Annotated in this window: 25 protein-coding genes; 14 read left to right on the top strand and 11 right to left on the bottom strand. The window is 72.0% G+C overall.

Annotated features, from left to right (window positions below; all coding sequences use genetic code 11):
* Positions 1 to 13: 13 nt before the first annotated feature.
* Positions 14 to 1,837 carry a hypothetical protein gene (locus tag MQP27_RS23345; protein WP_242767290.1) on the top strand — a complete coding sequence of 608 codons (1,824 nt, stop codon included), beginning with the start codon at positions 14 to 16 and terminating at the stop codon, positions 1,835 to 1,837.
* Here the strand turns inward: MQP27_RS23345 and MQP27_RS23340 are convergent.
* Positions 1,834 to 2,502, bottom strand: a complete 669-nt coding sequence (locus tag MQP27_RS23340) for a nucleoside/nucleotide kinase family protein (protein WP_242767289.1) — start codon at positions 2,500 to 2,502, stop codon at positions 1,834 to 1,836. The two genes, MQP27_RS23345 and MQP27_RS23340, sit on opposite strands and share 4 nt — an antisense overlap.
* 100 nt (positions 2,503 to 2,602) lie before the next feature.
* On the opposite strand from MQP27_RS23340, the gene MQP27_RS23335 reads away from it, so the two are divergent.
* The 4 genes from MQP27_RS23335 to prcB all read left to right on the top strand — a co-directional run bounded on the left by MQP27_RS23335 (position 2,603) and on the right by prcB (position 7,710).
* Positions 2,603 to 3,343, top strand: a complete 741-nt coding sequence (locus tag MQP27_RS23335) for a beta-phosphoglucomutase family hydrolase (protein ID WP_242767288.1) — start codon at positions 2,603 to 2,605, stop codon at positions 3,341 to 3,343.
* On the top strand, positions 3,340 to 5,682 hold the full coding sequence (locus MQP27_RS23330; protein ID WP_242767287.1) for a glycoside hydrolase family 65 protein: 2,343 nt from the start codon (positions 3,340 to 3,342) through the stop codon (positions 5,680 to 5,682). The genes MQP27_RS23335 and MQP27_RS23330 overlap by 4 nt, the downstream gene beginning before the upstream one ends.
* 157 nt (positions 5,683 to 5,839) lie before the next feature.
* The gene (locus tag MQP27_RS23325) at positions 5,840 to 6,781 is read left to right on the top strand and encodes a lysylphosphatidylglycerol synthase domain-containing protein (protein ID WP_242767286.1); all 942 of its coding nucleotides are present in this window, start codon (positions 5,840 to 5,842) and stop codon (positions 6,779 to 6,781) included.
* Between the two features lie 74 nt (positions 6,782 to 6,855).
* Positions 6,856 to 7,710, top strand: a complete 855-nt coding sequence (prcB, locus tag MQP27_RS23320) for a proteasome subunit beta (protein ID WP_242767285.1) — start codon at positions 6,856 to 6,858, stop codon at positions 7,708 to 7,710.
* 19 nt (positions 7,711 to 7,729) lie between these two features.
* On the opposite strand, the gene MQP27_RS23315 is transcribed toward prcB, so the two are convergent.
* Together MQP27_RS23315 and MQP27_RS23310 are read right to left on the bottom strand one after the other, a co-directional pair.
* Positions 7,730 to 8,689: a hypothetical protein gene (locus MQP27_RS23315; RefSeq protein ID WP_242767284.1), complete on the bottom strand. Its 960-nt coding sequence runs from the start codon at positions 8,687 to 8,689 to the stop codon at positions 7,730 to 7,732.
* Positions 8,690 to 8,700: 11 nt separating this feature from the next.
* Positions 8,701 to 10,173 carry an APC family permease gene (locus tag MQP27_RS23310; RefSeq protein WP_242767283.1) on the bottom strand — a complete coding sequence of 491 codons (1,473 nt, stop codon included), beginning with the start codon at positions 10,171 to 10,173 and terminating at the stop codon, positions 8,701 to 8,703.
* 302 nt (positions 10,174 to 10,475) lie between these two features.
* Between MQP27_RS23310 and MQP27_RS23305 the strand changes: the two genes are divergently transcribed.
* Positions 10,476 to 10,979, top strand: coding sequence for a DUF5709 domain-containing protein (locus tag MQP27_RS23305; RefSeq protein ID WP_242767282.1), 504 nt, complete (start codon positions 10,476 to 10,478; stop codon positions 10,977 to 10,979).
* A gap of 9 nt (positions 10,980 to 10,988) precedes the next feature.
* Here MQP27_RS23305 and sthA read toward each other — a convergent pair whose 3' ends face one another.
* Positions 10,989 to 12,392 (bottom strand): Si-specific NAD(P)(+) transhydrogenase, encoded by a 1,404-nt coding sequence (sthA, locus tag MQP27_RS23300; RefSeq protein WP_242767281.1) that lies wholly within the window; start codon positions 12,390 to 12,392, stop codon positions 10,989 to 10,991.
* A 152-nt stretch (positions 12,393 to 12,544) separates the two neighbouring features.
* Between sthA and MQP27_RS23295 the strand changes: the two genes are divergently transcribed.
* On the top strand, positions 12,545 to 13,687 hold the full coding sequence (locus tag MQP27_RS23295) for a sulfite oxidase (RefSeq protein WP_242767280.1): 1,143 nt from the start codon (positions 12,545 to 12,547) through the stop codon (positions 13,685 to 13,687).
* Here MQP27_RS23295 and MQP27_RS23290 read toward each other — a convergent pair.
* Positions 13,684 to 13,890, bottom strand: coding sequence for a hypothetical protein (locus MQP27_RS23290; protein ID WP_242767279.1), 207 nt, complete (start codon positions 13,888 to 13,890; stop codon positions 13,684 to 13,686). The two genes, MQP27_RS23295 and MQP27_RS23290, sit on opposite strands and share 4 nt — an antisense overlap.
* A gap of 181 nt (positions 13,891 to 14,071) precedes the next feature.
* On the opposite strand from MQP27_RS23290, the gene MQP27_RS23285 reads away from it, so the two are divergent.
* The 3 genes from MQP27_RS23285 (at position 14,072) to MQP27_RS23275 (ending at position 17,777) form a co-directional block, all read left to right on the top strand.
* The gene (locus MQP27_RS23285) at positions 14,072 to 16,327 is read left to right on the top strand and encodes an MMPL family transporter (RefSeq protein ID WP_242767278.1); all 2,256 of its coding nucleotides are present in this window, start codon (positions 14,072 to 14,074) and stop codon (positions 16,325 to 16,327) included.
* A gap of 194 nt (positions 16,328 to 16,521) precedes the next feature.
* Entirely contained in the window at positions 16,522 to 17,418 is an 897-nt protein-coding gene (locus tag MQP27_RS23280) for a GNAT family N-acetyltransferase (protein ID WP_242767277.1), read from the top strand.
* Positions 17,419 to 17,453: 35 nt separating this feature from the next.
* A complete protein-coding gene (locus tag MQP27_RS23275; RefSeq protein ID WP_242767276.1) occupies positions 17,454 to 17,777 on the top strand; it encodes a hypothetical protein in 324 nt (107 codons plus the stop codon).
* 20 nt (positions 17,778 to 17,797) lie between these two features.
* On the opposite strand, the gene MQP27_RS23270 is transcribed toward MQP27_RS23275, so the two are convergent.
* Positions 17,798 to 18,691 (bottom strand): Gfo/Idh/MocA family protein, encoded by an 894-nt coding sequence (locus MQP27_RS23270; RefSeq protein ID WP_242767275.1) that lies wholly within the window; start codon positions 18,689 to 18,691, stop codon positions 17,798 to 17,800.
* Positions 18,692 to 18,910: 219 nt separating this feature from the next.
* Here MQP27_RS23270 and MQP27_RS23265 point away from each other — a divergent pair, with 219 nt between their 5' ends.
* Both MQP27_RS23265 and MQP27_RS23260 read left to right on the top strand, forming a co-directional pair.
* Positions 18,911 to 19,768 (top strand): aldo/keto reductase, encoded by an 858-nt coding sequence (locus MQP27_RS23265; RefSeq protein ID WP_242767274.1) that lies wholly within the window; start codon positions 18,911 to 18,913, stop codon positions 19,766 to 19,768.
* Positions 19,769 to 19,793: 25 nt separating this feature from the next.
* Positions 19,794 to 21,563 carry an ABC transporter ATP-binding protein gene (locus tag MQP27_RS23260; protein WP_242767273.1) on the top strand — a complete coding sequence of 590 codons (1,770 nt, stop codon included), beginning with the start codon at positions 19,794 to 19,796 and terminating at the stop codon, positions 21,561 to 21,563.
* 11 nt (positions 21,564 to 21,574) lie between these two features.
* Here the strand turns inward: MQP27_RS23260 and MQP27_RS23255 are convergent, their stop codons facing one another.
* Positions 21,575 to 21,910: a hypothetical protein gene (locus MQP27_RS23255; RefSeq protein ID WP_242767272.1), complete on the bottom strand. Its 336-nt coding sequence runs from the start codon at positions 21,908 to 21,910 to the stop codon at positions 21,575 to 21,577.
* A 113-nt stretch (positions 21,911 to 22,023) separates the two neighbouring features.
* Positions 22,024 to 23,007, bottom strand: a complete 984-nt coding sequence (locus tag MQP27_RS23250) for a GlxA family transcriptional regulator (protein WP_242767271.1) — start codon at positions 23,005 to 23,007, stop codon at positions 22,024 to 22,026.
* Positions 23,008 to 23,185: 178 nt separating this feature from the next.
* On the opposite strand from MQP27_RS23250, the gene MQP27_RS23245 reads away from it, so the two are divergent.
* Both MQP27_RS23245 and MQP27_RS23240 read left to right on the top strand, forming a co-directional pair.
* Entirely contained in the window at positions 23,186 to 23,641 is a 456-nt protein-coding gene (locus MQP27_RS23245) for a hypothetical protein (RefSeq protein ID WP_242767270.1), read from the top strand.
* 126 nt (positions 23,642 to 23,767) lie between these two features.
* Positions 23,768 to 23,983: a hypothetical protein gene (locus MQP27_RS23240; protein ID WP_242767269.1), complete on the top strand. Its 216-nt coding sequence runs from the start codon at positions 23,768 to 23,770 to the stop codon at positions 23,981 to 23,983.
* A gap of 6 nt (positions 23,984 to 23,989) precedes the next feature.
* On the opposite strand, the gene tgmB is transcribed toward MQP27_RS23240, so the two are convergent.
* The 3 genes from tgmB to MQP27_RS23225 form a co-directional block, all read right to left on the bottom strand.
* Positions 23,990 to 24,973, bottom strand: coding sequence for an ATP-grasp ribosomal peptide maturase (tgmB, locus tag MQP27_RS23235; protein WP_242767268.1), 984 nt, complete (start codon positions 24,971 to 24,973; stop codon positions 23,990 to 23,992).
* Between the two features lie 17 nt (positions 24,974 to 24,990).
* Complete coding sequence (gene tgmA / locus MQP27_RS23230) at positions 24,991 to 25,182, bottom strand: putative ATP-grasp-modified RiPP (RefSeq protein WP_242767267.1); 192 nt, start codon at positions 25,180 to 25,182, stop codon at positions 24,991 to 24,993.
* Positions 25,183 to 25,267: 85 nt separating this feature from the next.
* Positions 25,268 to 25,603: a YkvA family protein gene (locus MQP27_RS23225; protein ID WP_242767266.1), complete on the bottom strand. Its 336-nt coding sequence runs from the start codon at positions 25,601 to 25,603 to the stop codon at positions 25,268 to 25,270.
* Positions 25,604 to 25,800 lie beyond the last annotated feature (197 nt).

Genomic DNA, 25,800 nt, shown 5'->3' with positions numbered 1-25,800 from the left:
AGGGCTGATCTCCTTGCACCTCCCACGCCAGCTCGGACCGCTGCACGACCTGCCGGACACCCCGGAGGCGTACGACGCCGTGCTCGCCGACGTCACCGAGCAGGCCCTCGCACGCCTCACGCCCGAGGGCAACCTCGAACACCCGGACAGCGTCGACGACATCGGCGACACCTCCCTCGGCATCACCTCCCTGCTGGCCCTCGCCTGGCAGCGCTCCAAGGACCCGCGACTGCCGGAGGCCGTGCGGCGCAGCCTCGCCTTCCATCTGCGCGAGCGGGTCTACCGCGAGGACAACCCCGGCTACCCGAACCTGCGGATCCGCAACTCTGGTCTCCCGTACGCCCGTTACACCCTGGCGGCCGGCGCGCACCCCATCGGCGACTGGCCGAGCACCGTGTGGGCGCTGCTCCAGGCCGTCAACCTCCTCGACACCACCGACAACCTCGTCGACGACGAGCAGCGCGCCGAACTCCTCGACGTGGCACGGGGTTACTGGCGCTGGCTGACCGAGGCCACCTTCTTCAACCCGCAGGAGGCCGGCAACCAGGCCATCGGCTGCGTGGTGGGCGGCCTGATGCTGGCCCGCCACCTGCCGGACAACGAGAGCGAGCCGGTGCGTGCGCTCGCGCTGCGCCTGTACGCCGAGAAGATCCGCGCCCACCGGGTCGCGGACCGAGGTGCCCTGCTGCCCCCGGAGCACGGCGGGGCGTACGACAACAACTACGGCCCGATCTCCCTCTCCTTCCTGGCCCAGGCCCACCGCGTCAGCGGCGAGGAGGTCTTCGCCGAGGACGGCGACACGCTCGCCCGCTACATCGACGCCCGCCTCACGGGCGGCGGCTTCGACAACGGAGGGCCGCGCTACAGCGAGCAGCACTCCGCCTTCGAGTCGGTCCTCGGCCTGCGCTACTTCGGTGCCCGGATCGGCTCCGACCTGGGCCGCTACCGGGGCGACAGCCGCTGGGCCCGGCACGCGGCCCAGGCGGACGGCGGGGTCGACGGACACTTCGCGTGGATGCTGGTCTGGCAGATCCAGGACACCACCCGCTGGCACCGCGAGCCGTCGACGCGCCCCGCCCGGCACCAACTGCGCGCCGGCACGGTCTCCGTGGCCTTCGACAGCCGTATGACCCCCGCGGTCGTCGAGGCGGGCGGCACCTACTACCTGCCCGCCGCGGTCAACCGTCAGCACGGCTTCGGCCCGGTGTGCGACGGGTTCGTCTTCTGCCGTCCCATGGGCGAGGTCCGGGTACGGGACCTGCGCGCCGACGGCCTGACCGCGAAGCTGGTCACCAAGCCGGTCGTCGGCCGCGACCACGTCCTGCGGCACGTGCGGTCCCTGTACGTCACCGACGGCACCACCCTGTGGACCACGGTCGCCGTCGAACGCCTCCCCGAGGGCGCGTACCTCCTCGCGGGCCTGCCGTACGCGGCCGACGACGGCGACCGCGTCCGCCGTACCGCCGAGGCGGCGGTCGCGTCGGCGGGCGCGCTGCGGCTGACCCACCCGCCGGAGCAGGGCCCGGAGCACTTCGACGCGCGCTCCGAACTCCTCCAGGAACAGGCCGCGTTCGCGCTCGCCGCGGACCCGCGCGGCTACGGCAACCCCGACGAGGGCTGGCGCCACCTGGTCAGCTCGACGGCGCTGGAGGCGGGCCCGGTCCCGGACGCGCCGGACGACCTCCATGTGTTCGCCGTGCAGTACGGCTCGACGCGGCCGTACACCGTCGAGGCCACCTGGGCCGAGGAGGGGCTGACCCTGCGGACGTCCGCCTTCACCGCGGTGATCGGCGCACCGGACGAGCACGGGGAGCCGGAGCTGAGCCTGCGCGCCTAGGCCGTCCCCGACGGCTCGTACGGCCAGGACAGGGCGCCGACCGGCACGACCAGGTCGGCCCTGTCCCGGGTCGCGGCGACCAGCTCGGCGTTGGGCTGGTCGCTGCGCGTCACCCACTCCACGGCTTCCTCGTGGCCCTTGCCGAACTCCTCGTGCCGGGCGATCAGCCGGCGCAGCCGCTCCTGCTCGTCCAGCTCGCAGAACCACACCTCGTCGAGCCGCCGGCGGACCCGGGGCCACGGCTCCGCGTCCAGCAGCAGGTAGTTGCCCTCCGTCACCACCAGCCGGGCCGTCGGCTCCACGGCGACCGCACCCGCGATCGGCTGCTCCAGCACCCGCTCGAAGCCGGGCGCGTACACCACCTCCCCGCGCTCCTCCCGCAGCCTGCCCAGCAGCGCCGCGTACCCGGCCGCGTCGAAGGTCTCCGGCGCGCCCTTGCGGTCCCGCAGCCCGAGCCGCTCCAGCTGGACGTCGGCGAGGTGGAAGCCGTCCATGGGGACGTGCGCGACCCAGGGCTCCCCGCCGCCGTTCAGCTCCCGAACGAGGCTCTCGGCGAGTGTCGTCTTGCCCGCGCCGGGGCTGCCCGCGATGCCGAGGACCGCGCGCCGGCCCGTGCGGGTGAGGGTGCGGGCCCGGGCGAGGAGATCGTCGAAAGTCAGCGGCACACGGGAGAGTGTGTCACCCGTGCGGCCAACGGCCCGTACCACTGATCGATGTGGTGTGCGCCACAAAGTGGGAGAGCCGGTAAAGGGGAACCGGACCGGTATGACACAGCTCGGTCTTCCCGAAGACATCCAGGCCTGTCTCTTCGACCTCGACGGGGTCGTCACCAGGACGGCGGTGGTGCACGCGGCCGCGTGGAAGGAGACCTTCGACGCCTTCCTGAGGGAGCGGGAGGGCGACGGCTTTCGGCCCTTCGACGCCGTAGCCGACTACGACGAGTACGTCGACGGGCGGCCCCGCGCCGACGGTGTGCGCACCTTCCTCGCCTCCCGCGGCATCGAACTGCCGGAAGGATCCCCCGACGACCCGCCGGACGCGCCGACCGTGAACGGGGTCGGCAACCGCAAGAACGTCCTGCTGCTGGAGAAGATCCGCACCCAGGGCGTCGAGGCGTACGAGGGCACCCTGCGCTACATCGAGGCCGTCCGCGCGCAGGGCCTGCGCACCGCGATCGTCTCCTCCAGCGCCAACACCCGCGACGTGCTGCACTCCATCGGCGCCGAACCCCTCTTCGACGTGCGCATCGACGGTGTCGTGGCCGCCGAGCGGGGCCTGCCGGGCAAGCCGCACCCCGACACCTTCCTCGCCGCCGCGCAGGACCTGGGCGTCGAGCCGAAGCAGGCCGCCGTCTTCGAGGACGCCCTGGCCGGGATGGACGCGGGCCGCTCCGGCCACTTCGGCTACGTCGTCGGCGTCGACCGGGTCGGCCAGACCGAGGCACTGTACGCGCACGGCGCGGACGTCGTCGTACGGGACCTCGCGGAGCTGGGAGGCGGCAAGTGATCACGCACAGGTCGTACGCCGTGGACCCGTGGTGCGTGCGCGAGACGGACCTGCACCTGGACGTCCTCGCCCAGAGCGAGTCGGTCTTCGCCCTCTCCAACGGCCATGTCGGCTGGCGCGGGAACCTCGACGAGGGCGAGCCGCACGGCCTGCCCGGCAGCTACCTGGGCGGCGTCCACGAACTGCACCCGCTGCCGTACGCCGAGGCCGGCTACGGGTATCCGGAGTCCGGCCAGACCGTCATCAACGTCACCAACGGCAAGATCCTGCGGCTGCTGGTCGACGACGAGCCCTTCGACCTGCGCTACGGGCGGCTCGTCTCCCACGAACGCGTCCTGGACCTGCGCCGCGGGGTGCTGGAGCGGACCTGCGAGTGGACCTCGCCGGCCGGGTCGACGGTACGGGTGCGCTCGACCCGGCTGGTCTCGCTCACCCAGCGCGCCGTCGCCGCCGTCGCCTACGAGGTGGAGGCGGTCGGCGACCGCTCCCGGGTGGTCATCCAGTCCGAACTCGTCGCCAACGAGAGCCTTCCCGAGCAGCAGGGCGACCCGCGCGCGGCGAAGGCCCTGAAGTCGCCGCTGGAGCCGGAGGAGGACGTCGCCGTCGGACACCGGCTGCGGCTCGTGCACCGCACCCGGCGCAGCGGACTGCGCGTCGCCGTGGCCGCCGACCACACCGTCAGCGGCCCCGAGCGGACCACGACCGACAGCGAGAGCAACGTGGACGTGGCCCGTCTGACCGTCACCTCCGTGCTGGAGCCCGGCCAGCGGCTGCGCGTGGAGAAGCTCGTCGCCCACGGCTGGTCCGGCGTCCGCTCCCGGCCCGCGATGGCCGACCAGGTGGAGGCGGCCCTCGCGGCGGCCGCGCACAGCGGCTGGGACGGCCTCCTGGCCGACCAGCGCGACTACCTCGACGACTTCTGGGCGCGCGCCGACGTCGAGGTCGACGGCGACGAGGAGCTCCAGCAGGCCGTGCGCTTCGCCCTCTTCCACGTGCTGCAGGCCGGCGCCCGCGCCGAACGGCGCGCGATACCCGCCAAGGGCCTGACCGGCTCCGGCTACGACGGCCACGCCTTCTGGGACACCGAGATCTTCGTGTTGCCCCTGCTCACCTACACCGCCCCGGAAGCCGTCGCCGAGGCACTGCGCTGGCGGCACGGCACCCTGCCCGCCGCCCGCGAGCGCGCCGCCCAACTCGGCCTGGCCGGCGCCGCGTTCCCCTGGCGCACCATCGAGGGCTCGGAAGGATCGGCGTACTGGCCCGCAGGCACCGCCGCCTTCCACGTCAACGCCGACATAGCCGACGCCGTGGTGCGCTACGTCGCGGCCACCGGCGACACCGGCTTCGAGAGCGAGGCCGGGGTGGAACTGCTGGTGGAGACCGCCCGGCTGTGGCGCTCGCTCGGCCACCACGACGGCCACGGCGTCTTCCACATCGACGGCGTGACCGGCCCCGACGAGTACAGCGCCGTCGCCGACGACAACACGTACACCAACCTCATGGCCCGCGCGAACCTCCTGGCCGCCGTCGACGCCGTCGGCCGCCATCCGCGCCAGGCCGCCCGCCTCGGCGTCGACGAGGAGGAGAGCGCCGGCTGGCGCGACGCCGCCGAGGCGATGCACCTGCCGTACAACCACGAACTCGGCGTCCACGAGCAGCACGCCGGCTTCACCCGCTACCAGCAGTGGGACTTCGCGGGCACCGGCCCCGACCAGTACCCGCTGATGCTGCACTTCCCGTACTTCGACCTCTACCGCAAGCAGGTCGTCAAGCAGGCGGACCTGGTGCTGGCGATGTACACCTGCGCCGCCCACTTCGACGACGACCAGCTCGCCCGCAACTTCGCCTACTACGAGCCCCTCACCGTCCGGGACTCCTCGCTGTCGGCCTGCGTCCAGGCGGTGATCGCCGCCCAGGCGGGCCACCTGGGCCTCGCCTACGACTACACGGCCGAGGCCGCCCTGATGGACCTGGAGGACCTGGAGCACAACACCCGTGACGGCCTCCACATCGCCTCGCTGGCCGGCACCTGGACGGCCCTGGTCGCGGGCTTCGGGGGACTGCGCCGCGAGGGCGGCACGCTCCGCTTCGCCCCGCGCCTGCCCGAGCGCCTCAGCCGCCTCGCCTTCCACGTCCAGCTCCTCGGCAGCCGGCTGCGCGTCGAGATCGGCCCCGACAAGGCGACCTACACGCTGCTGTCCGGCCCGCCCCTGACGATCCGCCACCACGACACGTCCCTCACGGTCAACGGCGACGGCCCGGTGGTACGCCCGCTCCCGCAGGTCCCGGACCGCCCGGCTCCCGAGCAGCCTCCGCACCGGGAGCCGAGCGTGCGCTGAGCGGGAGACACGTCCAGTCGTCAGGCGATCGGCCGTACAACGTGCGGCACGCCTCCGCGAGCCGGGTTAGCTTGTCCGTGTTTCAGCCGGTTCGCGTCCTCTGTTCGCGGGGTGTCGCGGTCTCCACGGCAGCAGCCCTCACGGCAAGGGGTGGACCATGGCCGACGTGGTGCCGGCGGCACGGCAGCCCGGTCCGCGCCGACGGGCCTGCTGGCAGGCGGCGCTCACGCTCGCCGGTCTCGTGGGCGCGGTCTGGCTCGTCCGGCGGCACTGGCCCGTCCTGCACACCGGCGCCGTCCGGCTCGCCCTCGCCGACCACGGCTGGCTGCTGCTGGCCGCCACGGCGGCCGCCGGGACCTGGTTCTGCGCGGCCCTCGCCCAGCAGGGCGCGGTGACCCGGCGACTGCCCCCGGGACGGCTGCTGGCCGCCCAGTTCGCCGCCACGGCTGCCAACCACATGCTGCCCGCGGGCCTCGGCGCGGGCGCGGTCAACCTGCGCTTCCTGATGCGCTGCGGGCTCACGCCCGCCCGCTCGGCGACCGCCCTCGCGGTCAAGGCCACGGCCGGTGTCGTCGTCCGCGCGACCCTGATCGCCGTACTCACCGCGGCCTGCCCCGGTCTGCTACGGCTGCCGCGGCTGTCCGGGGCAGCGGTGGCGGCCGGGGTCGCGGTCGTCCTCCTCCTGCCGGGCGTCGTGCTGTGGCCGCGTTGCCGCCGGGCCCTCGCGGCGGTGCTCGCCGACATCCGGGCCGTCCATGTGCGCCGGGGGCGGGCGCCGGCGCTGTGGGGCGGATCGCTGGCCTTCGTCGCGCTCCACTCCCTGGTGCTGATCGCCGTCACCCGCGCCGTCGCCCTGCCGCTGGCCCCGGAACGCGTCACCCTGCTCTACCTCGCCGCCAGCAGCGCGGCCGCCCTGCTGCCCACCCCCGGCGGCCTCGGCTCCCTCGACGCCGCCCTGGCCCTCGCCCTGACCGTCGCGGGAGCGCCCGGCGCCGCGGCCGCCTCCGTGGTCCTCGGCTACCGGCTCCTGACCGTGTGGCTGCCGCTGCTGCCGGGCCTGTTGGTGCTCGGAGTGCTCGTCCGGCGCAAGGCGCTGTGAGCGGTCCGGGCGTTTCCCGTGCCCCCGGTTCAGGTAGGAGTCGGAGTACCGGTGCGAGCAGGAGGGGGAGAGGCATGGCGGCGAGCGACAGCGAGGGCCGGCTGGGGGAGGAGTTCTTCACGCCGGGCACCACGTCCTTCACCGAGTTCCTGGCGGCCCACCGCCCGGAGCTGCTGCCCACCCGCAGTCCCTTCCCGGACGGCGTGCGGGCCGAACCCGGCCGGTTCCCGCACGGCACCACCGTGCTCGCCCTCGCCTACCGGGACGGCGTGCTGATCGCCGGGGACCGCCGCGCCACCATGGGCAACCTGATCGCCCAGCGCGACCTGGAGAAGGTGCACCCCGCGGACGACCACACCGCCGTCGCCTTCGCCGGATCCGTCGGCCTCGCCCTGGACATGGTGAAGCTGTTCCAGGTCGAGCTCACGCACTTCGAGAAGATCGAGGGCATCCCGATGACCCTCCGGGCGAAGGCCAACCGCCTCGCCGGCATGATCCGGCAGAACCTCGGCCAGGCCATGCAGGGCCTCGCCGTGGTACCGCTCCTCGCCGGTTACGACCCCGCCGCGCCGGAGGGCCGCAGGGGACGCATCTTCAGCTTCGACGTGGCCGGCGGGCTGTACGAGAAGTCGGACTTCCACGCCGACGGCTCCGGATCCCCGTACGCCCGGGGCGCGTTGAAGAAGCTCTTCCGCCCGGGCATGGACCGGCGCGAGGCGGCGCTGGCCGCGCTCCAGGCGCTGTACGACGCGGCGGACGACGACTCCGCGACCGGCGGGCCGGACATCAACCGCCGTATCTTCCCCATCGTCTCGGTGATCACCGAGGACGGCTTCGAGCGGCTGCCCGAACCCGAGACGGAGGAGCTGAGCCGCGAGATGGTCGAGCAGCGCCGCGCCCGCCCGGACGGGCCCGGCGCCACCCCGTGACCCTGGAGCCGCGCCCCGCTCAGCTGCGCAGGCGCAGCTGCTTGCGCCACTTGAGGAACTGCTGGGCCGGATCCCCCGTGTACGACCAGGGGGTCCGGGTGGCCCGCCGGCCGAGCATCCGCAGCAGCGCCGTGGCGATGTCCGCGACACCCGCGTTGCAGGCCGCGTGCGCAAGGTAGTTGAGGTCCCGCAGCTCGCCGGGGGCGATGGCGCTGTCCGGGCGGCCCATGATCCAGCGCTGCCAGGTGCGGCGTACGTCGCCGACCGCGCCGTCGTGGTTCCAGTGCTGCCCGAGACCCACCGCGGACTGGCTGCCCTGCGCGGTGTCGAGGGCGTAGCGGTACTCCTCCACCCGCGCGTACTGCACCAGGACCGGCAGCGCACAGCCCTGGGGCGCCACGCCGGCCGCGTCGCGCGCGAAGTCGTACATCAGGCCGTGCGTGCCGTGCCAGCGCGCCGAGTAGTAGTGCAGGACCTGCAGATGTCCCTCCACGCTGTACGGGTCGCGCTGGTGCAACTCGTCCCACCAGCGCGCCAGTTCCTGCCGGCGCACCCCCTGCGGATACAGCCGGGCCACCGAGATCAGCGAGATCCACGGCGTCGGATCGTCCAGGTAGGCCTCCGCGGCCTGCAGACAGGCCGTCACCGCGGCGTCGATGCGGTGCTGGTCGATCGGCATGCCCCGGCCCGCGGCGATGGCCAGGTTGAACGCCCGTGCCGTCTCGGTCGCTGCCCGCAGCACCAGTGCGTCGGCGCTGTGCGGTTCGGCGGCCAGCCAGGTCTCCGCCGTCGAACTGCCCGCGCAGGCCTGGGCGAGCAGCCGCACCCGGTGGCCGCGCGCGAGCCAGTCCGGGCCGGTCGTCCGCAGCAGGTCCCGAAGGCCCTGCCAGCGGCCGATGACGATGTCGTGGGAGGCGTCCGTGAGGGCCGCGTCCCCGCAGTCGGGGTCGAAGTCGGGGGCGAAGCGGTCTCGCGCCATCGCGGTCTCCCTCAGAAGTCGGTGGAGAGACCTTCGTGGGCACGGGTGTCGGGTGCCGGGTGGTCGTCGAAGACGTACTCGGCCTCGACGGTACGGGTGGCGTCCAGGCGGGCCGGCCGGTAGTAGTCGCTGCCCTGCCGCCAGTACCAGAGCATCGGCACCAGGCCGACGGCGAGTCCGCCGATGCCGATGGCGATCGCCGCGGTGTCCAGCTCGCCCAGCGACTCGAAGAAGATCCAGAACATGAACACGGCGCCGAACAGCGGCCACAGACCGCCGAGCAGGAAGTTGCCCGGCGACTTCAGCAGCATCTTGCGGTACGCGACGACCACCGCGAGCCCGGCGAGTCCGTAGTACACGGCGATCTGCAGGCCGATCGCCGAGATCGCGTCGGAGAGGATGTCACCCACCGAACCAAGGGCGTTGGAGGCGATGAACATCGCCAGCGCCACCCCGCCCACCACGGCGATCGCCACCCACGGCGTGTTCCAGGTGCGGTGCACCCGGCCCAGCGCGGACGGCATCGTGCGGTCCCGGCCCATCGCGAACAGCGAGCGCGTCACCTGGATCAGCGTGGTCTCCAGGGTGGCGATGGTCGACAGCATCACCGCCACGATCAGCAGCTTGCCGCCCACCCCCGGCCAGACCTCCTCGCCCAGCACACCCAGCACGTTGGCGTCGTTCTCGTCGATCTGCTTCGAGGAGAGGATCACGTTCACCGCGATGGTGAACACCTCGAAGAGCAGGAAGACGATGCCCACCCCGATCAGCCCCGCGAGTCCCGTCGTACGGCGGCTGTTGCGGGTCTCCTCGCTCAGGTTGCTGGTGACGTCCCAGCCCCAGTAGTAGAACGCGGCGACCAGCGCGCCGGAGGCGAAGCCCGCCATGCCGTCGAAGTGGGAGAAGCCGAGCCAGGACCAGTCGAAGGCGCGGGCGTTGCCGGTGTGGAAGAAGGCCAGCACCGCGAAGAGCGCCAGGATGGCGAGCTCGATGCCGGACATCACGAGCTGCGCGCGGACGGTGAGCCGGGCGCCGCCCAGCACGACGAGCAGCATGACGACGAACCAGCCGGCGCCGACCACCGTGGACAGCGCGGTGTTGTCGGCGAGACCGTCGTCGAACAGGGCCAGCGTCATCGAACCGGCCGGCAGCGAGCCCGCCACCATGAAGATGGTCGCCGAGATGACCAGTGCCCAGCCGCTGATGAAACCGAGGAAGGGGTGGAGCGTGCGGCCCACCCAGGAGTAACTGGCGCCCGCGTTCACGTCGATGCGGCCGAGGTAGCTGAACGCCAGCGCGATGCCCAGCATGGGTATCGCGCAGTACAGGAGCGCGGCCGGGCTCGCCAGCCCCACCGCGCCGACGAGGACCGCCGTGGTGGCGGCGATCGAGTACGCCGGGGCGCTGCCCGCGACGGCCATCACCACGGTGTCGAACGTACCGAGGGCATTGGCCTGAAGCCCTCTGCCCCTGTTGTTGCTCATGGTTGCGCTGCTTTCCGTCTTGCACGGGTGACGAACTCGCCCCGGACCATGGAGGGTTGGCCTCGGATCAGATCAGGGGCAGCGAATGAACGGGGTGGTGGAGAGCGCACGGCTGCCTGGGTCGTCGTTCGGTCACGCCGTGTGTGCGAGTGATGATAGCCCTACTCATTGACGTTTCAAGATTGACCAGGGGGTAACCTCCGCGCCGCCCGGGGCACCCGGGGTTGGCCGGCGCGCAACGGGAAACGCGGATCGGGACACCGTACAGAAGCGGCCTGCCGCAGCGACCCAGGGAGGCACCCATGCACAGCGAACACACGGACTCCGAACCGATGGCCGACGACGCCTACCAGCCGGTCGGGACCAACGAGGAGCAGGAGGACGCCGCACCGTTGGATCTCCAGGACGCCGTCGGCGAGCGGACCTACGACGAGACCCTCGACGAGGGCTACTCCCCGCCCGAGAAGCCGCTGGGCGTCACCCGGCACGGCACCACGGCCGCCGAGCAGCGCGAGGGCGAGAGCCTCGACGAACGGCTCGACGAGGAGGTGCCGGACGTGACGCCGCCCGACGGCGACGGGACCGGCGACCTCCCCGGCGGCGAGGGCGAACCCCTCGACCCCGAGGCCGGCACCGAGCGCGCCGGCCGGCTGGTCGCACCGGACGAGGGCGCCCACCCGGACACCACGAAGGAGACGGTCGCCGCCGACGTCGGCATCGACGGCGGTGCCGCCGGCGCCGAGGAGGCGGCCGTCCACGTCGTCGACGACGAGACCGGCCTGCCCGGTCCGCAGGAGCACGACTGACGTCCTCCGTCAGTCCCCGATGTGGTCGATCTGCCGGAGCTTGTTGGTCGCGTCGAGGGCGGCGACCTTGTAGGACTCCGCCAGCGTCGGGTAGTTGAAGACGGCGTCGACCAGGTAGTCGACCGTGCCGCCGCAGCCCATCACGGTCTGGCCGATGTGGATCAGCTCGGTGGCGCCGCTGCCGAAGCAGTGCACGCCGAGCAGGGTGCGGTCCTCGGAGGAGACCAGCAGCTTCAGCATGCCGTGCGAGTCGCCGATGATCTGGCCGCGGGCCAGTTCCCGGTAGCGGGAGACCCCGACCTCGAACGGCACGCTCTCCTCGGTGAGCTGGTCCTCGGTCCGGCCGACGAAGCTGATCTCGGGGATGGTGTAGATGCCGATGGGCTGAAGGTTCTGCATCTGCCCCACCGGCTCACCGCAGGCGTGGTAGGCCGCCGCCCGCCCCTGCTCCATGGAGGTCGCGGCCAGCGCCGGGAAGCCGATGACGTCGCCGACGGCGTAGATGTGCGGCACCTCGGTGCGGTAGTGCTCGTCGACGGTGATCCGGCCGCGCCGGTCGGCCGTCAACCCCGCCTTCCCCAGGTCGAGTTCGTCGGTGAGGCCCTGTCGGCCCGCCGAGTACATCACCGCGTCGGCCGGTATCTTCTTGCCGCTCTCCAGGACGGTGAGCGTGCCCCGGGGGTGCCGCTCGACCGCGGCGACGGTCTCGCCGAACCGGAAGGTCACGGCGAGGTCCCGCAGGTGGTACTTGAGCGCCTCGATGACCTCGATGTCGCACATGTCGAGCATCCCGGCCCGCCGTTCCACCACCGTCACCTTGCTGCCGAGCGCGGCGAACATGGACGCGTACTCCATGCCGATCACCCCGGCACCGACGATGACCATGGAACGCGGCACGTGTTCGAGGTCGAGGACGTTGTCGGAGTCCATGATCGTACGGCCGTCGAACTCGACGCTGTCCGGGCGGGCCGGCCGGGTGCCGGTCGCGATGATGATGTTCTCCGCGCTCAGCAGCCGCTCGTGGCCGGTGACCTCGCGCAGCGCGACGGTGTGCGCGTCGACGAAGCGGCCGGTGCCGGCGAACAGGGAGACGTGGTTGCGGGAGAGCTGGCTGCGGATGACGTCCACCTCGCGGCTGACCACGTGCTGGGTGCGCGCGGTCAGGTCGGCGACCGTGATGTCGTCCTTGAGCCGGTAGCTCTGGCCGTACAGATCGCGCTGGGTGAGACCGGTCAGGTACAGCACCGCCTCGCGCAGGGTCTTGGAGGGGATGGTTCCGGTGTGGATGGAGACCCCGCCGACCATGTCGGGGCGGTCGACGACGGCGACCCGGCGGCCGAGCTTGGCCGCGGCGATGGCGGCTTTCTGGCCGCCCGGGCCGGATCCGATGACGAGCATGTCGAAGTCGGGCACCCTCCGGAGTCTGTCAGCCCGACGGCCCTCTTCGAAAGGGCGAACCGGCAACGACCGTCCGCTGATCGATCGGAACTCTCCTCGGCCGGCGGACAGTTGTGGCCGCGGTCCGAGGACGTGCCGGGCCGGGCGTACGGCGTGATAATGCGCCCATGGGCCATCGACTCGGTGACACGAGCGCCCCCGCCCGGCTGGCCGCCCCCGACGAGGGCATCGGCCGGGACGAACTGGCGCTGGCCACCCGCAACCACGGTCTGCCCCTGGAGGCGCTGCGCTACGACGTCACACCGCCGGGCCTGCACTACGTACTGACCCACTACGACATCCCGTACGTCCCCGAGGACACCCCCTGGCGGCTGGCCGTCGCAGGCCGTGTCCGCCGCCCGCTGGAGCTCGGCCTCGCCGAACTGCGGGCGATGCCCCGGGCCACCGCCCGCGTCACCCTGGAGTGCGCGGGCAACGGCCGGGCCCTGCTCACCCCCCGCCCGGTCAGCCAGCCCTGGCTCGTCGAGGCCGTCGGCACCGCCGAGTGGACCGGCGTACCCCTGCGGCTGCTGCTCGCCGAGGCCGGGGTGGCGGCCGACGCCGTCGACGTGGTCTTCACCGGCGCCGACCACGGCGTGGAACGCGGGGTGGAGCAGGACTACCAGCGCTCCCTGCCCGTCGCCGTGGCCACCGGCGCCGAGCCCGAGGTACTGGTGGCGTACGAGATGAACGGCGGCCCGCTGCCCCCGCAGCACGGGTATCCGCTGCGGCTGGTCGTACCGGGCTGGTACGGCATGGCGCATGTGAAGTGGCTGCGCGAAGTCACCGTCGCCGACGCCCCGTTCACCGGCTTCCAGCAGGCCGTCGCCTACCGGCTGCGGCAGGAGTCCGGCGAGGAGGGTGAGCCGGTCACCCGGATCGCACCGCGCGCCCTGCTGATCCCGCCCGGCTTCCCGGACTTCATGTCCCGGGCCCGTGTGGTACGGCCCGGTCCGGTGCCGCTTCAGGGGCGCGCCTGGTCGGGACGGGCACCGGTGACGCGGGCCGAGGTCAGCACGGACGCCGGACGCACCTGGCACGAGGCCGAGCTGGAGCCCGACGGTGGGCGGCCCTGGGCCTGGCGGCGGTGGCGGTACGACTGGACGGCGGACCCGGGCGAGCACGTACTCAGCGCACGGGCCACCGACGCCGAGGGCCACACCCAGCCCCTCGACCAGCACTGGAACCGGGGCGGCTTCGCCAACAACCTCGTCCAGCGGGTCCCGGTGCTGTGCCTGGAGCCCGACCCGGCGGACTCCGGCGGGAGCTAGGGCAGCAGCTTCTCCATCGCCGCCGGGCCCTCGGTCTCCAGCTTGTGCCTGGCCCATTCCAGATTGTGCGGGGTGATGTCCCTGCCGGTCGCGAGCACGAGGTCCTCCGGAGAGACCTCGGTGCCGGTACGGGTGTGAAGCAGGTCGTCCGGGGTGACGCGGTCCTCGGACGACCCGGACGCGTCGGGCTGTGACGTCGGCATGATCTGTGCTCCTCGGCTCCGGATCGCTTCTTCGGCCCCGGAGCTGTCGTCCGGGTCCCCTATCACCATTCATCGCGGGAGCCCGGCGTGCATCCGGAGGGCGTCGGAAACCGGCCACGGCCCGAGATGCCGGAGCGATCGCACGGGCGTGTAATGGGAGACAGCGATCCTGGAGAAGGCCATGGCAGCCACCCGCACCGGCACAGGGGGAGCGGGCACCGTCACCGGAGGGGCTCTGCGACGGCTGGGGCAATGGTGCGCCCGCCACTTCGTGATCGTGATCGTCGGCTGGCTGATCGCCCTGGTGGCGCTGCAGGCCCTCAACCGGTCCTTCGGCGGGGACTACTCGGACAACTTCTCGCTGCCCGGCGTGCAGTCCCAGCAGGGCCTGGATGTCCTGAAACGACATGATCCGGCCGCGGGCGGCTACAGCAGCCAGATCGTCCTGCACGACGGCCGGCAGTCCCTGACCGCACTGAGTTCGCAGATGTCCACCACGGTCGGTGACCTGCAGAAACTGCCGCACGTCCTGTCCGCGCAGAACCCGCTGTCCGCCCCCGCCTCGAAGGTCGGGCCCCTGTCCTCCGACGGGAAGACCGCCTACATCACGGTCCGCTTCGACACCCAGCCCTCGACCCTGGGCGACGGCTACCTGAACGGCGTCGACAAGGCGGTGCAGCCGCTGCGCTCGGCCGGCGCACAGGCCGAATACGGCGGACCGCTCGGTGAACTCGCCCGGCCCGCCGCCGACGACCGGGTCAGCGAACTCATCGGCTTCGCGGTCGCCGTCGTCGTCCTGCTGGTCGGCTTCGGCAGTGTCATCGCCGCCGGACTGCCCCTGCTGACCGCACTGCTCAGCGCGGTCGGCGGGCTCGCCTGCCTCGGGCTGCTCGCCGCCGCGTTCACCTTCGCGACCGTCTCACCCACCCTCGCCACGATGATCGGGCTCGGCGTCGGCATCGACTACGCCCTGTTCCTGATCACCCGTCACCGCCAGAACCTCATGGACGGCGCCGACCCGGTGCGCGCCGCGGGCCACGCCACCGCCACCAGCGGCCGGGCCGTCCTCGTCTCCGGCTGCACCGTGATCATCGCGCTGGCCGGCCTGTCCGCGTCCGGCGTGTCCTTCATCGGCAAACTCGGCCTCGCCGCCGCCGTCACGGTGGTATCGGCGGTCGCGGGCGCCCTGACCCTGGTCCCGGCGCTGCTGGGGCTGATCGGCACACGTATCGACCGCTACCGAGTGCGCCGACCCGTCGCCGAGACCGACGCCGTGCCGGGCGCCCAGCCCCAGGGCACCTGGCACCGCTATGCCCAGCGCGTCGAGCGACGGCCCTGGCGGTACCTGGCCGCGGGCGTCGCGACCGTGATCGTCCTCGCCATTCCGGTGTTCTCCATCCAGCTCGGCCACATCGGAGACGGTGCCGACCCCACCTCCTTCACCGACCGGCGGGCCTACGACCTGATGACCGACGCGTTCGGCCCCGGCTCCAACGGCCCGCTCACCGTCGTCATCGACCAGACCACCGTGCCCTCCGCCCAGCGCTCCACCCTCTCCGACCAGGCGCAGAAGACCCTCGACGGCGTGGCGGGCGCCGCCACGGTGACGCCGCTGACGCCCACCAAGGACGGCGACGTCCTGATCGGCACCGTCTACTCCCGGCAGTCCCCGCAGAGCGCCGAGACCACCGGCCTGACGAACCGTCTGATCGACCACACCCTCCCCGCCGCCGTCTCCGGCACGGACGCCAAGGGATACGTCACCGGCACGACGGCCGCGCAGGTCGACTTCCGCGACATCGTCGCCGGCCGGCTGCCCCTGATCATCGGCGTCGTCGTCGCCCTGGCCTTCCTGATCATCCTCGCCGTCTTCCGCGGCCTGCTCGTCGCGGTCAAGGCGGCCGTCCTCAACGTCCTGTCCATCGCCGCCTCCTACGGCGTCGTCGTCGCCGTCTTCCAATGGGGCTGGGGCGGGCCCGCCCTGGGCGTCTCCGGCAAGGTGCCCATCGAGAGCTATGTGCCGATGATGATGTTCGCGATCATCTTCGGACTGAGCATGGACTACGAGATCTTCCTGCTCTCCCGCGTCCACGAGTCCTGGCTGCGCACCGGGGACGCCAAGGCCTCGGTCGCGCACGCCCTGGAGATCACCGCACGGGTCATCACCTGCGCGGCACTGATCATGGTGAGCGTCTTCGCCGCCTTCATCGTCAGCGACAACATCGTGGTCAAGATGCTCGGACTGGGCCTCGCCGTGAGCGTGTTGATCGACGCGACCGTGGTGCGCCTGCTGATGGTCCCGGCGGTCATGACGCTGCTCGGACGGCACGCCTGGTGGACGCCGAGGTGGCTGGACCGGATGCTGCCGCACATCGACGCCGAGGGGGAGTCGGAACAGGCGGCGGAGGCCGTCGAGCGGCCGGTCACCCGGGCGTGAGAAACGGCCCCGGATATTCGCTGGACGTGCTCACGACAGGCCCGTAGCGTGTGGGGCCACGCCCCGAGACCGGCGGAAGGAGGCGAGTGCCGTGCGAACCACAACCACCCAGCGCTCCCTGTCCGTTGCCCCCGGCGTGTCTCGACCGACCTGACCCGGGAGCGCTCCACGCAGTACGCATCCCGGAGGAACCCGTGACCGATCCGGTCATCCGCGCGCTCGACGAGAGCGACGCCCACCTTTTCGACGACATGCCCGACCCGCTCGACGCCCGGGCCGGCCACCGGCGCACCCGGCACCGCCCCGAGTGGAAGCGGGTGGCCCTGCGCGACGGCACCGTCGTCGCCCGCGGCGCCTGGTGGGGCGGCCCCGACGACGCCGAGCCCCTCAACGTCAACTGGTTCGACGTGGCCGAGGGCGAGGAGGAGGCGGGCGCCGAACTCCTGCGCAGCGCACCCTGGCAGGTCGAACTCGAACTGACCCTGCCGGCCGGCTGGCGCGAGGACACGCGGCAACGGGCCGCCGCCGAGACCCGGTTCGGCGCCGCGCGGGCGGCCGGCTACGAACTGCTCGTCGAGCGGTTCCTGTACCGGTGGACGCCGGAGTGCGGGCTGCCCGAGCGGCCAGGACGGCTCGACTTCCGGGCCGAACCGGACGACGCGGTGTTCTTCGACGCGCTGCGCCGCATCCACTCCGCCACGCTGGACGCGCACGCCCTCAAGGCCATCAAGGAAGGCGGCCTCGACCAGGCCGCCCAGGAGGAGCTCGACTTCTTCCACTGGTGCCCGTCGCCACGGGAGTGGTGGCAGATCGCGTACACACGCGCGGGCGAGCCCGTGGGCATCCACATCCCGGCACACAACCCGTCCGGCCCGTGCGTCGGCTTCATCGGCGTGCTGCCCGACCAACGCGGACACGGCTACGCCTACGACCTGCTGGCGGAGTGCACCCACTTCCTGGCCGACCAGGGCGCGGAGTTCGTGTCCGCGGCGACCGACCGGGGGAACTTCCCGATGGCGGCGAACTTCGCCAAGGCCGGATACCCGATCGAGCGAGAACGCATCAACTTCGAGCCCCCGCGCACCGAGTAGGCCGCGCTGTCAGTGCCGACCGGCATGCTGGCGCCATGGCGTTCCTGGGCGAGACCTGGCGGGTGCACAGCGGTGAGGCGGCGGTCGGCGACATCCTGATCGACGATGCCGACTTCCCCTGGCTGTCCGGCCGCTTCACCGCACACCCCGGCTACGACGCCGTGCGCGACCTGTTCGCCCGCGAACTCGTCCTCATGGAGCGGGACGACGACTGGGAGGAGTGGGAGGCGGCGTACGCGGAGATCAGACGCAGCGTCTCCCTCTCCTCTCCGGACGGCCCGGTCCCCGAGTTCCTGCTGCACATCGAGGGCGACCGGGCCTGGTTCCGGTGGAGCGACGAGCCGTTCGAGGAGGAGTAGGGGCGGGCTCCGGCGTGCTGTCAGCGGGCGCCGGACTCCAGCAGCGTCTCGGCCTCCACCAGGATCTCGGTGACCCGCAGGGCGAAGGACGCGTCGCACGGGTGTGGCTTCCCGGTGTGTACGGCGGTGAGGAGGGCGTCGGCCGCGTGGACCAGGGCCGTGACCGCGTTGTCGGTGCCCTCCGGCAGCACCGTCACCCCCGACTCGCCCCGGAGTTCGACGCCGGCGCCCGCCGCCGCGGCCGGTGCCGACAGGCTGAGGGTGAGCGAACTCGACGCGCCGCCGGTGTGGTCGAGGACGAGCTGCACCGTGTCCCCGGGACCGGGCACCGCGGCCGCCACCCGGCGGACCTCGCCCAGGACCGGCAGCAGCACGGACAGCGCATGTGGGCCCACGTCCCACAGCGCGCCCTTCTCCTGCCGCCACGGCGAATCCGCGAACGGACTGTCGCTGTCGTGCCCGAACAGGGCACCGAGCCACTGCGCCCGTGCCGTGAACCAGCCGTCCACGCCCGCCTGTTCGGTGATCCAGGCCGCGGTCTCGGTGACGAAACGCGTGGTGAAGAAGACCACCGACGCGACACCTGCCTCCCGCGCCGCGTCGACCACGGCCCGCCCCTGCTCGACCGTGGTCGCGAGCGGCTTGTCCAGCAGCAGATGGCACCCCGCCCGCGCCGCACGCGCCGCCAGGTCCGCCTGAACACCCGGAGGCAGCGCCACCGCCACCGCGTCCACGTCGGCGAACAGCGCGTCGACGTCGTCGTATGCCCGCACGCCGTACCGGTCGGCGAGCGCCTTCGCCGCGTCCGGACGGCGACCCCACACACCCACGAAGTCCAGCTCCGGGTGCTCGTCCAGCGCGGGGGCGTGAGCCATCGCCGCCCAGGGGCCGGTTCCGAGGAGTCCGATGCGCATGCCGCCGCCTCTCGTCGCGATCGATCGAGGGTGAGCGTCGCACACCGACCCGCCGCTCGGGCAAGCCCTTTCCGCACGCCGGACGATTCAGTTGCGCGGCTGCTGAATGCGTTCTCTTTCCTCTATTGGACCTCCGGCCGAGCGGAGAGTCAGGCTGGAAGTGCGACAGTCGAAAGCCGTAAAGCCGGAAGCCGGAAAGCCGAAAGAGGACACGAGCACATGCACACCCGTCGTATCGGTGACGTCGAGGTCAGCGCGATCGGTCTGGGCGGAATGCCCATGTCCATCGAGGGACGGCCGGACGAGGCACGCTCCCTCGCCACCATCCACGCCGCGCTCGACGCCGGCGTGACGCTGATCGACACCGCGGACGCCTACCACCGTGACGCCCACGAAGTCGGCCACAACGAGACCCTGATCGCCAAGGCCCTCGCCTCCGACGACCGCGGCGGGGACGTCCTGGTCGCCACCAAGGGCGGCCATCTGCGCCCCGGCGACGGCAGCTGGACCCTCGACGGCAGCCCCCGCCACCTCAAGGAGGCCTGCGAGGCGTCCCTGCGCCGGCTCGGCGTGGAGGCCATCGGGCTCTACCAGTTCCACCGGCCCGACCCGCGCGTCCCGTACGCCGAGTCCGTCGGCGCGATCCGGGACCTGCTCGACGAGGGCAAGATCCGGCTGGCGGGCATCTCCAACGCCAACCCCGACCAGATCCGGCAGGCCCAGGAGATCCTCGGCGGGCGACTGGTCTCCGTGCAGAACCAGTTCTCCCCGGCCTTCCGCTCCAGCGAGCCGGAGCTGGAACTCTGCGATGAGCTGGGCATCGCCTTCCTGCCCTGGAGCCCGCTCGGCGGGATCTCCCGCGCGAGCGAACTCGGCTCCTCCTACGCGCCGTTCGCCCGGATCGCCGAGGCCCACGGGGTGAGCCCGCAGCGGGTCTGCCTGGCCTGGATGCTCGCCAAGTCCCCGGTGGTCGTACCGATTCCGGGCTCCAGCCGCCCGGAGACCATCCTCGACTCCCTCGCCGCGACGGAACTCGAGCTCTCGGCCGAGGAACTCGACCAGCTCGACGCCGTCTGACACTTCCTCCGGAGGACCCCCGCCGATGGCGTCGTCGTCGGAAAGACCCCTCGACCACCGCTACCGCGACGAACACCCGATACGCACCCTCGTGTATCTGTTCCGCGCCGACCGCCGCCGACTGATCGCGGCGGTCGGCGTGTTCACCGTCAAGCACAGCCCGGTCTGGCTGCTGCCGCTGATCACCGCGTCCATCATCGACACCGTCGTCCAGCACGCGCCGGTCGAGCGGCTGTGGCTGAGCACCGGGATCATCCTGTTCATCCTGCTGGTCAACTACCCGCTGCACGTGCTGTACGTACGCCTCCTGTACGGCAGCGTCCGCCGCATGGGCACCGCTCTGCGCTCCGCGCTGTGCACCCGTATGCAGCAGCTGTCCATCGGCTACCACTCGCGGGTCAGCGCCGGAGTCCTGCAGGCCAAGGTCGTCCGGGACGTGGAGACGGTCGAGCAGATGGTGCAGCAGACCGCCGAGACCGGGCTCGGCGCCATCACCGTCCTCGTCGGCGGACTCGTCATCATCGCCGTCCGCACACCGGAGTTCGTGCCCGTCTTCGTGGTCGTCGTGCCCGCCGCGGCGCTGGTCGTGGCCCGGCTGCGGGCACGGCTGCGCACCCACAACGAGCACTTCCGGCACGAGGTCGAGACCCTCTCCTCCCGTGTCTCGGAGATGACCCGCCTGATCCCGGTCACCCGCGCCCACGGCCTGGAGGGCAAGGCGCTGCGCCGCATGGACGGCACCCTGCGCCGGCTGCTCACCTCCGGCCTGCGCCTCGACCTCGTCAACGGCCGCTTCGGCTCGCTGGCCTGGGTGGTCCTCAACGTGGTCGGCGTACTCGTCCTGGCCGGCGCGGCACTGGTGTCGTACTACGGCGTCTGGGGCGTCACGGCGGGCGACGTCGTCATGCTCAGCGCCTTCCTGACCACGCTCACCAACTCCACGACGACGCTGGCGAGTCTGGCCCCGGTCATCACCAAGGGCCTGGAGTCGGTGCGCTCGGTCGGCGAGGTGCTCCAGGCGCCCGAGCTGGAGGACAACGACGGCAAGACCGAACTGACCTCGCTGTGCGGCGCGGTCGCCTTCGAGAACGTCGGCCACGCCTACGACGACAGCGGCCGGCCCGCCGTCCGTGACTTCACCCTGGACGTCGTACCGGGGGAGACCGTCGCACTGGTCGGCGCGTCCGGCGCGGGCAAGTCCACCGTGCTCAACCTCGTCATCGGCTTCATCCGCCCGACCACGGGCCGGCTGCTGCTCGACGGCACCGACATGAACACCCTGGACCTGCGCACCTATCGGCGCTTCGTCTCGGTGGTGCCGCAGGAGTCGATCCTCTTCGACGGCACGATCCGGGAGAACGTGGCGTACGGCATGGACGACGCCGACGAGGAGACGGTGCGGGCGGCGCTGCGGGACGCCAACGCGCTGGAGTTCGTCGACCGGCTGCCGCAGGGCCTCGACACCCTGGTCGGTGAACGTGGCGCCCGGCTCTCCGGCGGGCAGCGCCAGCGCCTCGCCATCGCCCGCGCCCTGATCCGCGACCCGAGGGTGCTGATCCTGGACGAGGCGACCTCGGCCCTGGACACCCGCTCCGAGGCCCTGGTCCAGGAGGCGCTGGCCCGGCTGCTGCACGGCCGCACCACGTTCGTCGTGGCGCACCGGCTGTCCACCGTGCGGGGCGCCGACCGGATCGTGGTGATGGGCGACGGGCGCATCCTGGAGACCGGGACGCACGAGGAACTCCTGCGCCGCGGCGGGGCCTACACCCACCTGCACAGCGGCCAGGTCGCCTGAGCGGCCTGCGGTCAGGCGGCGCTGCTGCGCGGGATCCGGTGCGGACAGGCCATGTCGTGGTCTGTGCCGAGACTCGTCCACCAGCGCTCGCAGCACGCCGCGTCCAGCTCCTCCCGGACGATCTCGTCGGCCGCCGACCGCACGGGCCGGCGCGGCCCGGCGGCGGCCGTGCGCAGCTCGTGGATCAGCGTCTCGCGTACGACGGCGATGACCGGGACCAGACTCGCGGCGGCGAACAGACAGGCGGCCCACGCGGGTCCGTGCAGCGATTCGAGGAGCGTGGTCCAGGCGAGCCCGCCGCTGGTGGCGAGGTACAGGGCGCAGAGGAGGCGGCCGGAGCGGTTCATGATGGTCACCGTTCGTGCTGGGTCGGTTGCCCTCTGTTCAACGTCCGGCGGGCCGCGGGGACTCGGGTGGCGCGGTGGTTTGCGTCAATTGCGGTACGGGACACGGAAGTCCGTCACCGGCCGCCCGCCTGCGCACCCGAGGTCACCGGGGTCCCGTTCGCGTGGAACGCGGACCGGTAGGCCTGCGGAGTCGTCCCGACCACCCGGCGGAAGCGCTCACGGAACGCCGTCGGTGAGCCGAACCCCGCCTGCTGCGCGATCCGTTCGATCGGGCGGTCGCTGTTCTCCAGCAGGTACTGCGCCCGCCGTACCCGTGTGCGCAGCAGCCACTGCAACGGCGTCGTGCCCGTCTGCTCGCGGAAGCGCCGGCTGAAGGTGCGCTCGCTCATCCCCGAACGTGCCGCCATCGCGCCCAGGGTGATCTCGCCCGCCAGATTGTCCTCGATCCACTCCAGCACCGGCTCCAGAGTCGACCCGCGCGGCACGGGCGGCAGTTCGTGCACGATGAACTGGGCCTGCCCGCCCTCCCGTTCGAGCGGCATGACACACCTGCGGGCGGCGTCCGCGGCGACGGCCGAGCCCAGATCCCGGCGGATCATGTGCAGGCACAGGTCCAGCGCGGCCGCGGCACCGGCCGAGGTGAGGATCTGCCCGTTGTCGACGTACAGCACGTCCGGCTGCACCTGCACGCGCGGGAACAGGCGGGCCAGTTCACCGGCGGCGGCCCAGTGTGTGGTGGCCCGCAGCCCGTCCAGCAGCCCCGCCTCCGCGAGCACGAACGCGCCCGAGCAGACCGAGGCGATCCGGGTGCCGTCCGCGGCGGCCCGGCGCAACGCCGCCAGGACCGGCTCGGACGTCGGCCCCACCCCGGGCTTGCGGCCCGGCACGACCACCGTGTCCGCGTCCGCGAGCGCGTCGAGCCCCCGCTCCACCCGCAGTACCAGTCCGTCTCCGCGTACCTCCGGCTTCTCGGCGCACAGGGTCACCCGGTAGGGGCTGCGCCCGTCGGGCAGCTGTGCCCAGTCGAACACCGTCATGGGCGCCGTCAGGTCGAACGGCACCACGTCGTCGAGCGCGAGGATCGCCACGGAGTGCATGAACGCCACGATAGACGGGTTCCCGCCATGCGTATGACCAGGGAACGAGGCCGATGGCTCAGACGAGGGCGTTGGCGGGAATCCGTTGGCCTCTGTCGTTTCTGCCGCTGTCGATCCGTCTCGAAGATCCCTACCGTGGGCCGCGCACAGCCGATCGATCCACGGAAAGAGCTCCTCGATGACCAAGGTCCTGCTGTCCCTCCACGTGCTCGCGGCCATCGTCGCCGTCGGCCCCGTCACCGTGGCGGCCAGCATGTTCCCGCCGGCCGTGCGCCGGGCCGGCGCCGACGCGGCCGGGGTGGGCACCGTGCGGCTGCTGCGCCGCATCTGCCGCGTCTACTCCGGCATCGGCCTCGCCGTGCCCGCCCTCGGCTTCGCCACCGCGTCGGCCATGGGAGTGCTCGGCGACAAGTGGCTCGTCGCGTCCATCACGCTGACCGCGGTGGCCGCCGGGATCCTGATCGCCTTCGTCCTGCCCCGCCAGGACGAACTGCTGGAACAACTGGACGCCGGACAGGCGGTGGAGCGCTCCGGCACCGCCCGACTCGCCATGTTCACCGGCATCTTCAACCTGCTGTGGGCCACCGTCACCGTCCTGATGATCGTCCGTCCCGGCTCGACGACCGGGGCCTGAGCGAACGCACACCCGCTTCGCGGACGTCAAGTGCTCTTGAGGAATTCACACCTCGGCCTGCCGGGGCGCATACACTCGTCAGCTGTGCCCATGCGCGTGGGCCAGCACACGAAAGGCGCATGACGGGTGTTCCAGGATTCCCCCATCTACGACCGACTCGTCGCCGAGCGCGGCGACGTCCCCACCCAGACTCGCCGGGAGGCCGAGCGCGTGAGCCGGGAACTGGAGTACGCCATGCGTCCGCTGCAGTCCTTCGCCCCCGCGCCGATCCCCGAGCGGCCAGCCTCTCCTGGCACGGGATGGCAGCGGACGGCGCTGCTGCCGGGCTCGATGCCGCACTGACCGGCCTCAACACACCGTCGTACTGGACCCGTTGACGTGTGACCTCGGCTCGGGGCCGCCATGCGCCAGCCACTCGGCGACGGTCCGGGAGATCGGCTGGCCCGTCTCCACCTCGACGAAGCCGAACTGACCCGACTGGTTGCACTCCAGGAACCACCAGGTCCCGTCGGCGTCCTCGGCGAAGTCGAAGGCGCCGTAGGCCAGTTCGGCCCGCCGCATGTACGCGCCGACCGCGGCGGCGACCCGCGGCGGCACCTCGGTCGCCTGCCACGGCACGTCCGGCGAGGCGAAACGGACGTCCACCTGGTCGGGATCGGCGTCCTCGGGGGTCGCCTTGCGGGCGGCCAGCAGCCGCTCGCCCACCACGGTCAGCCGGATGTCGGCCCTCTTCGCGACCCGCCGCTGAAGCAGCGTGGGACCGAACGCGACCGCCGTGAAGTCCGTGTCCGGCGCCACCCGGCTGGTCGGCACCGCCCGCGGCGGATCCTGCGGATGCGCGCCGGAGACCGGCTTGACCACCAGGTCCGGATAGCGCTCCGCGAACTCCCGTGCCGCCTGCGGGAACGTCGTGATCAAAGTGGCCGGGACGGGCAGTCCGCAGCCCTGTGCCACCCTCAGCTGCCATGGCTTGTGCCGTGCCCGGCGGGCCGCGTCCGGGTGGTTCATCCAGCGCGCGTCCGAGCCGCGGAGCATGCCGTACAGCGCCTGTCCGGACTCCTCGGTCAGCCAGTCCGAGGGCTCGGGCGCCCGGGTGGCCGCCGGGCCCGGCCTGCGCATCCATATGGAGCGCAGACCGGAGATGCTCACCAGGCGGCCCGCGGACTGGAGATGGCCACGGAAGGCGCCGTGCACATACTCACCGGACAGCGCCACACCGCCGGGGAGATCGGCGGGGTCCAGACGGACCACCGGGACCCCGGACGCGTTCAGATGGACGACCACCATGTCGGCGGTGACGTCCTCTTCACAGGTCAGTATCAGCACGGTCATGGTCGGCGGTTCCGCGTTCAGTCGTCGAAGTGAGTCTTGGAGCCCGCAGTGGACGTCGTGGTCCCCAGCTCTCTGAGCAGAGCCAGGTCACCGGCGGCGACCCGGCCGTCACTGAGCACGTTCAACTGCAGTCCGGAGTCGTAGGCATACGGAGTCCTGGCCTCCAACTCCACCGCCGGACGTGCGTAGTTGAGCGCGAACGGTTGCATCGTGTCTCCCTCGTCGGTGCTGCGCCGACCGAGCGCTCCCTGCCCTGTGGTGCCGCTCGGTCCGCCGACTGCCTTGCCCTTCCAGTCACTTATACGAATCGAACGAGTGATTGGTTTCCTTACTCTCCGTAACCGCGGGGGATTTATGGCTATTCGGCATCCGTAAAGGTGCACTGATGGTGCGTAGTGCGAGAAGGAGGACGCCGATGTCGTCCAGGTACACGGGGTCGGGCAGCAGGTCGGTGGGCAGCACCAAGTAGAGGACGGCGCCCCAGAAAACCCAGCGGGGGCCGGTCGGCAGTCCGGCGCGGCGCAGATCGCGCCGGGTCCGCACCAGCCGTACCAACAGGACGACGGCCATGGTCAGGACGAGTGCGGCAAGGGCCACGGCAACGACGATCACCGTTGTGGTCGTATCCACGGGTCCTCCTCGGACGGGCGGGCCCGAGCGGCGCGCCCCCTTCCCGCATTCCCGCATCCGCCCTTCGTACGTCGCCGGTCCGCGGCACGTCTCATTCCGGTGGCCCACCCGAGTGGCACGGCGCGGGGGTGGCGCCTAGTAATGGCACGTAACGTCGCGTGAGCGCACTCGGGGGGGCGCGAGAGCTCGCCGAACTC

It is taken from the genome of Streptomyces cylindrosporus, assembly GCF_022698165.1.
GTDB classification, from domain to species: domain Bacteria; phylum Actinomycetota; class Actinomycetes; order Streptomycetales; family Streptomycetaceae; genus Streptomyces; species Streptomyces cylindrosporus.
The sequence above is the reverse complement of the archived record's forward strand: the minus strand, read 5'-3'. Positions and strand labels throughout refer to the sequence as shown.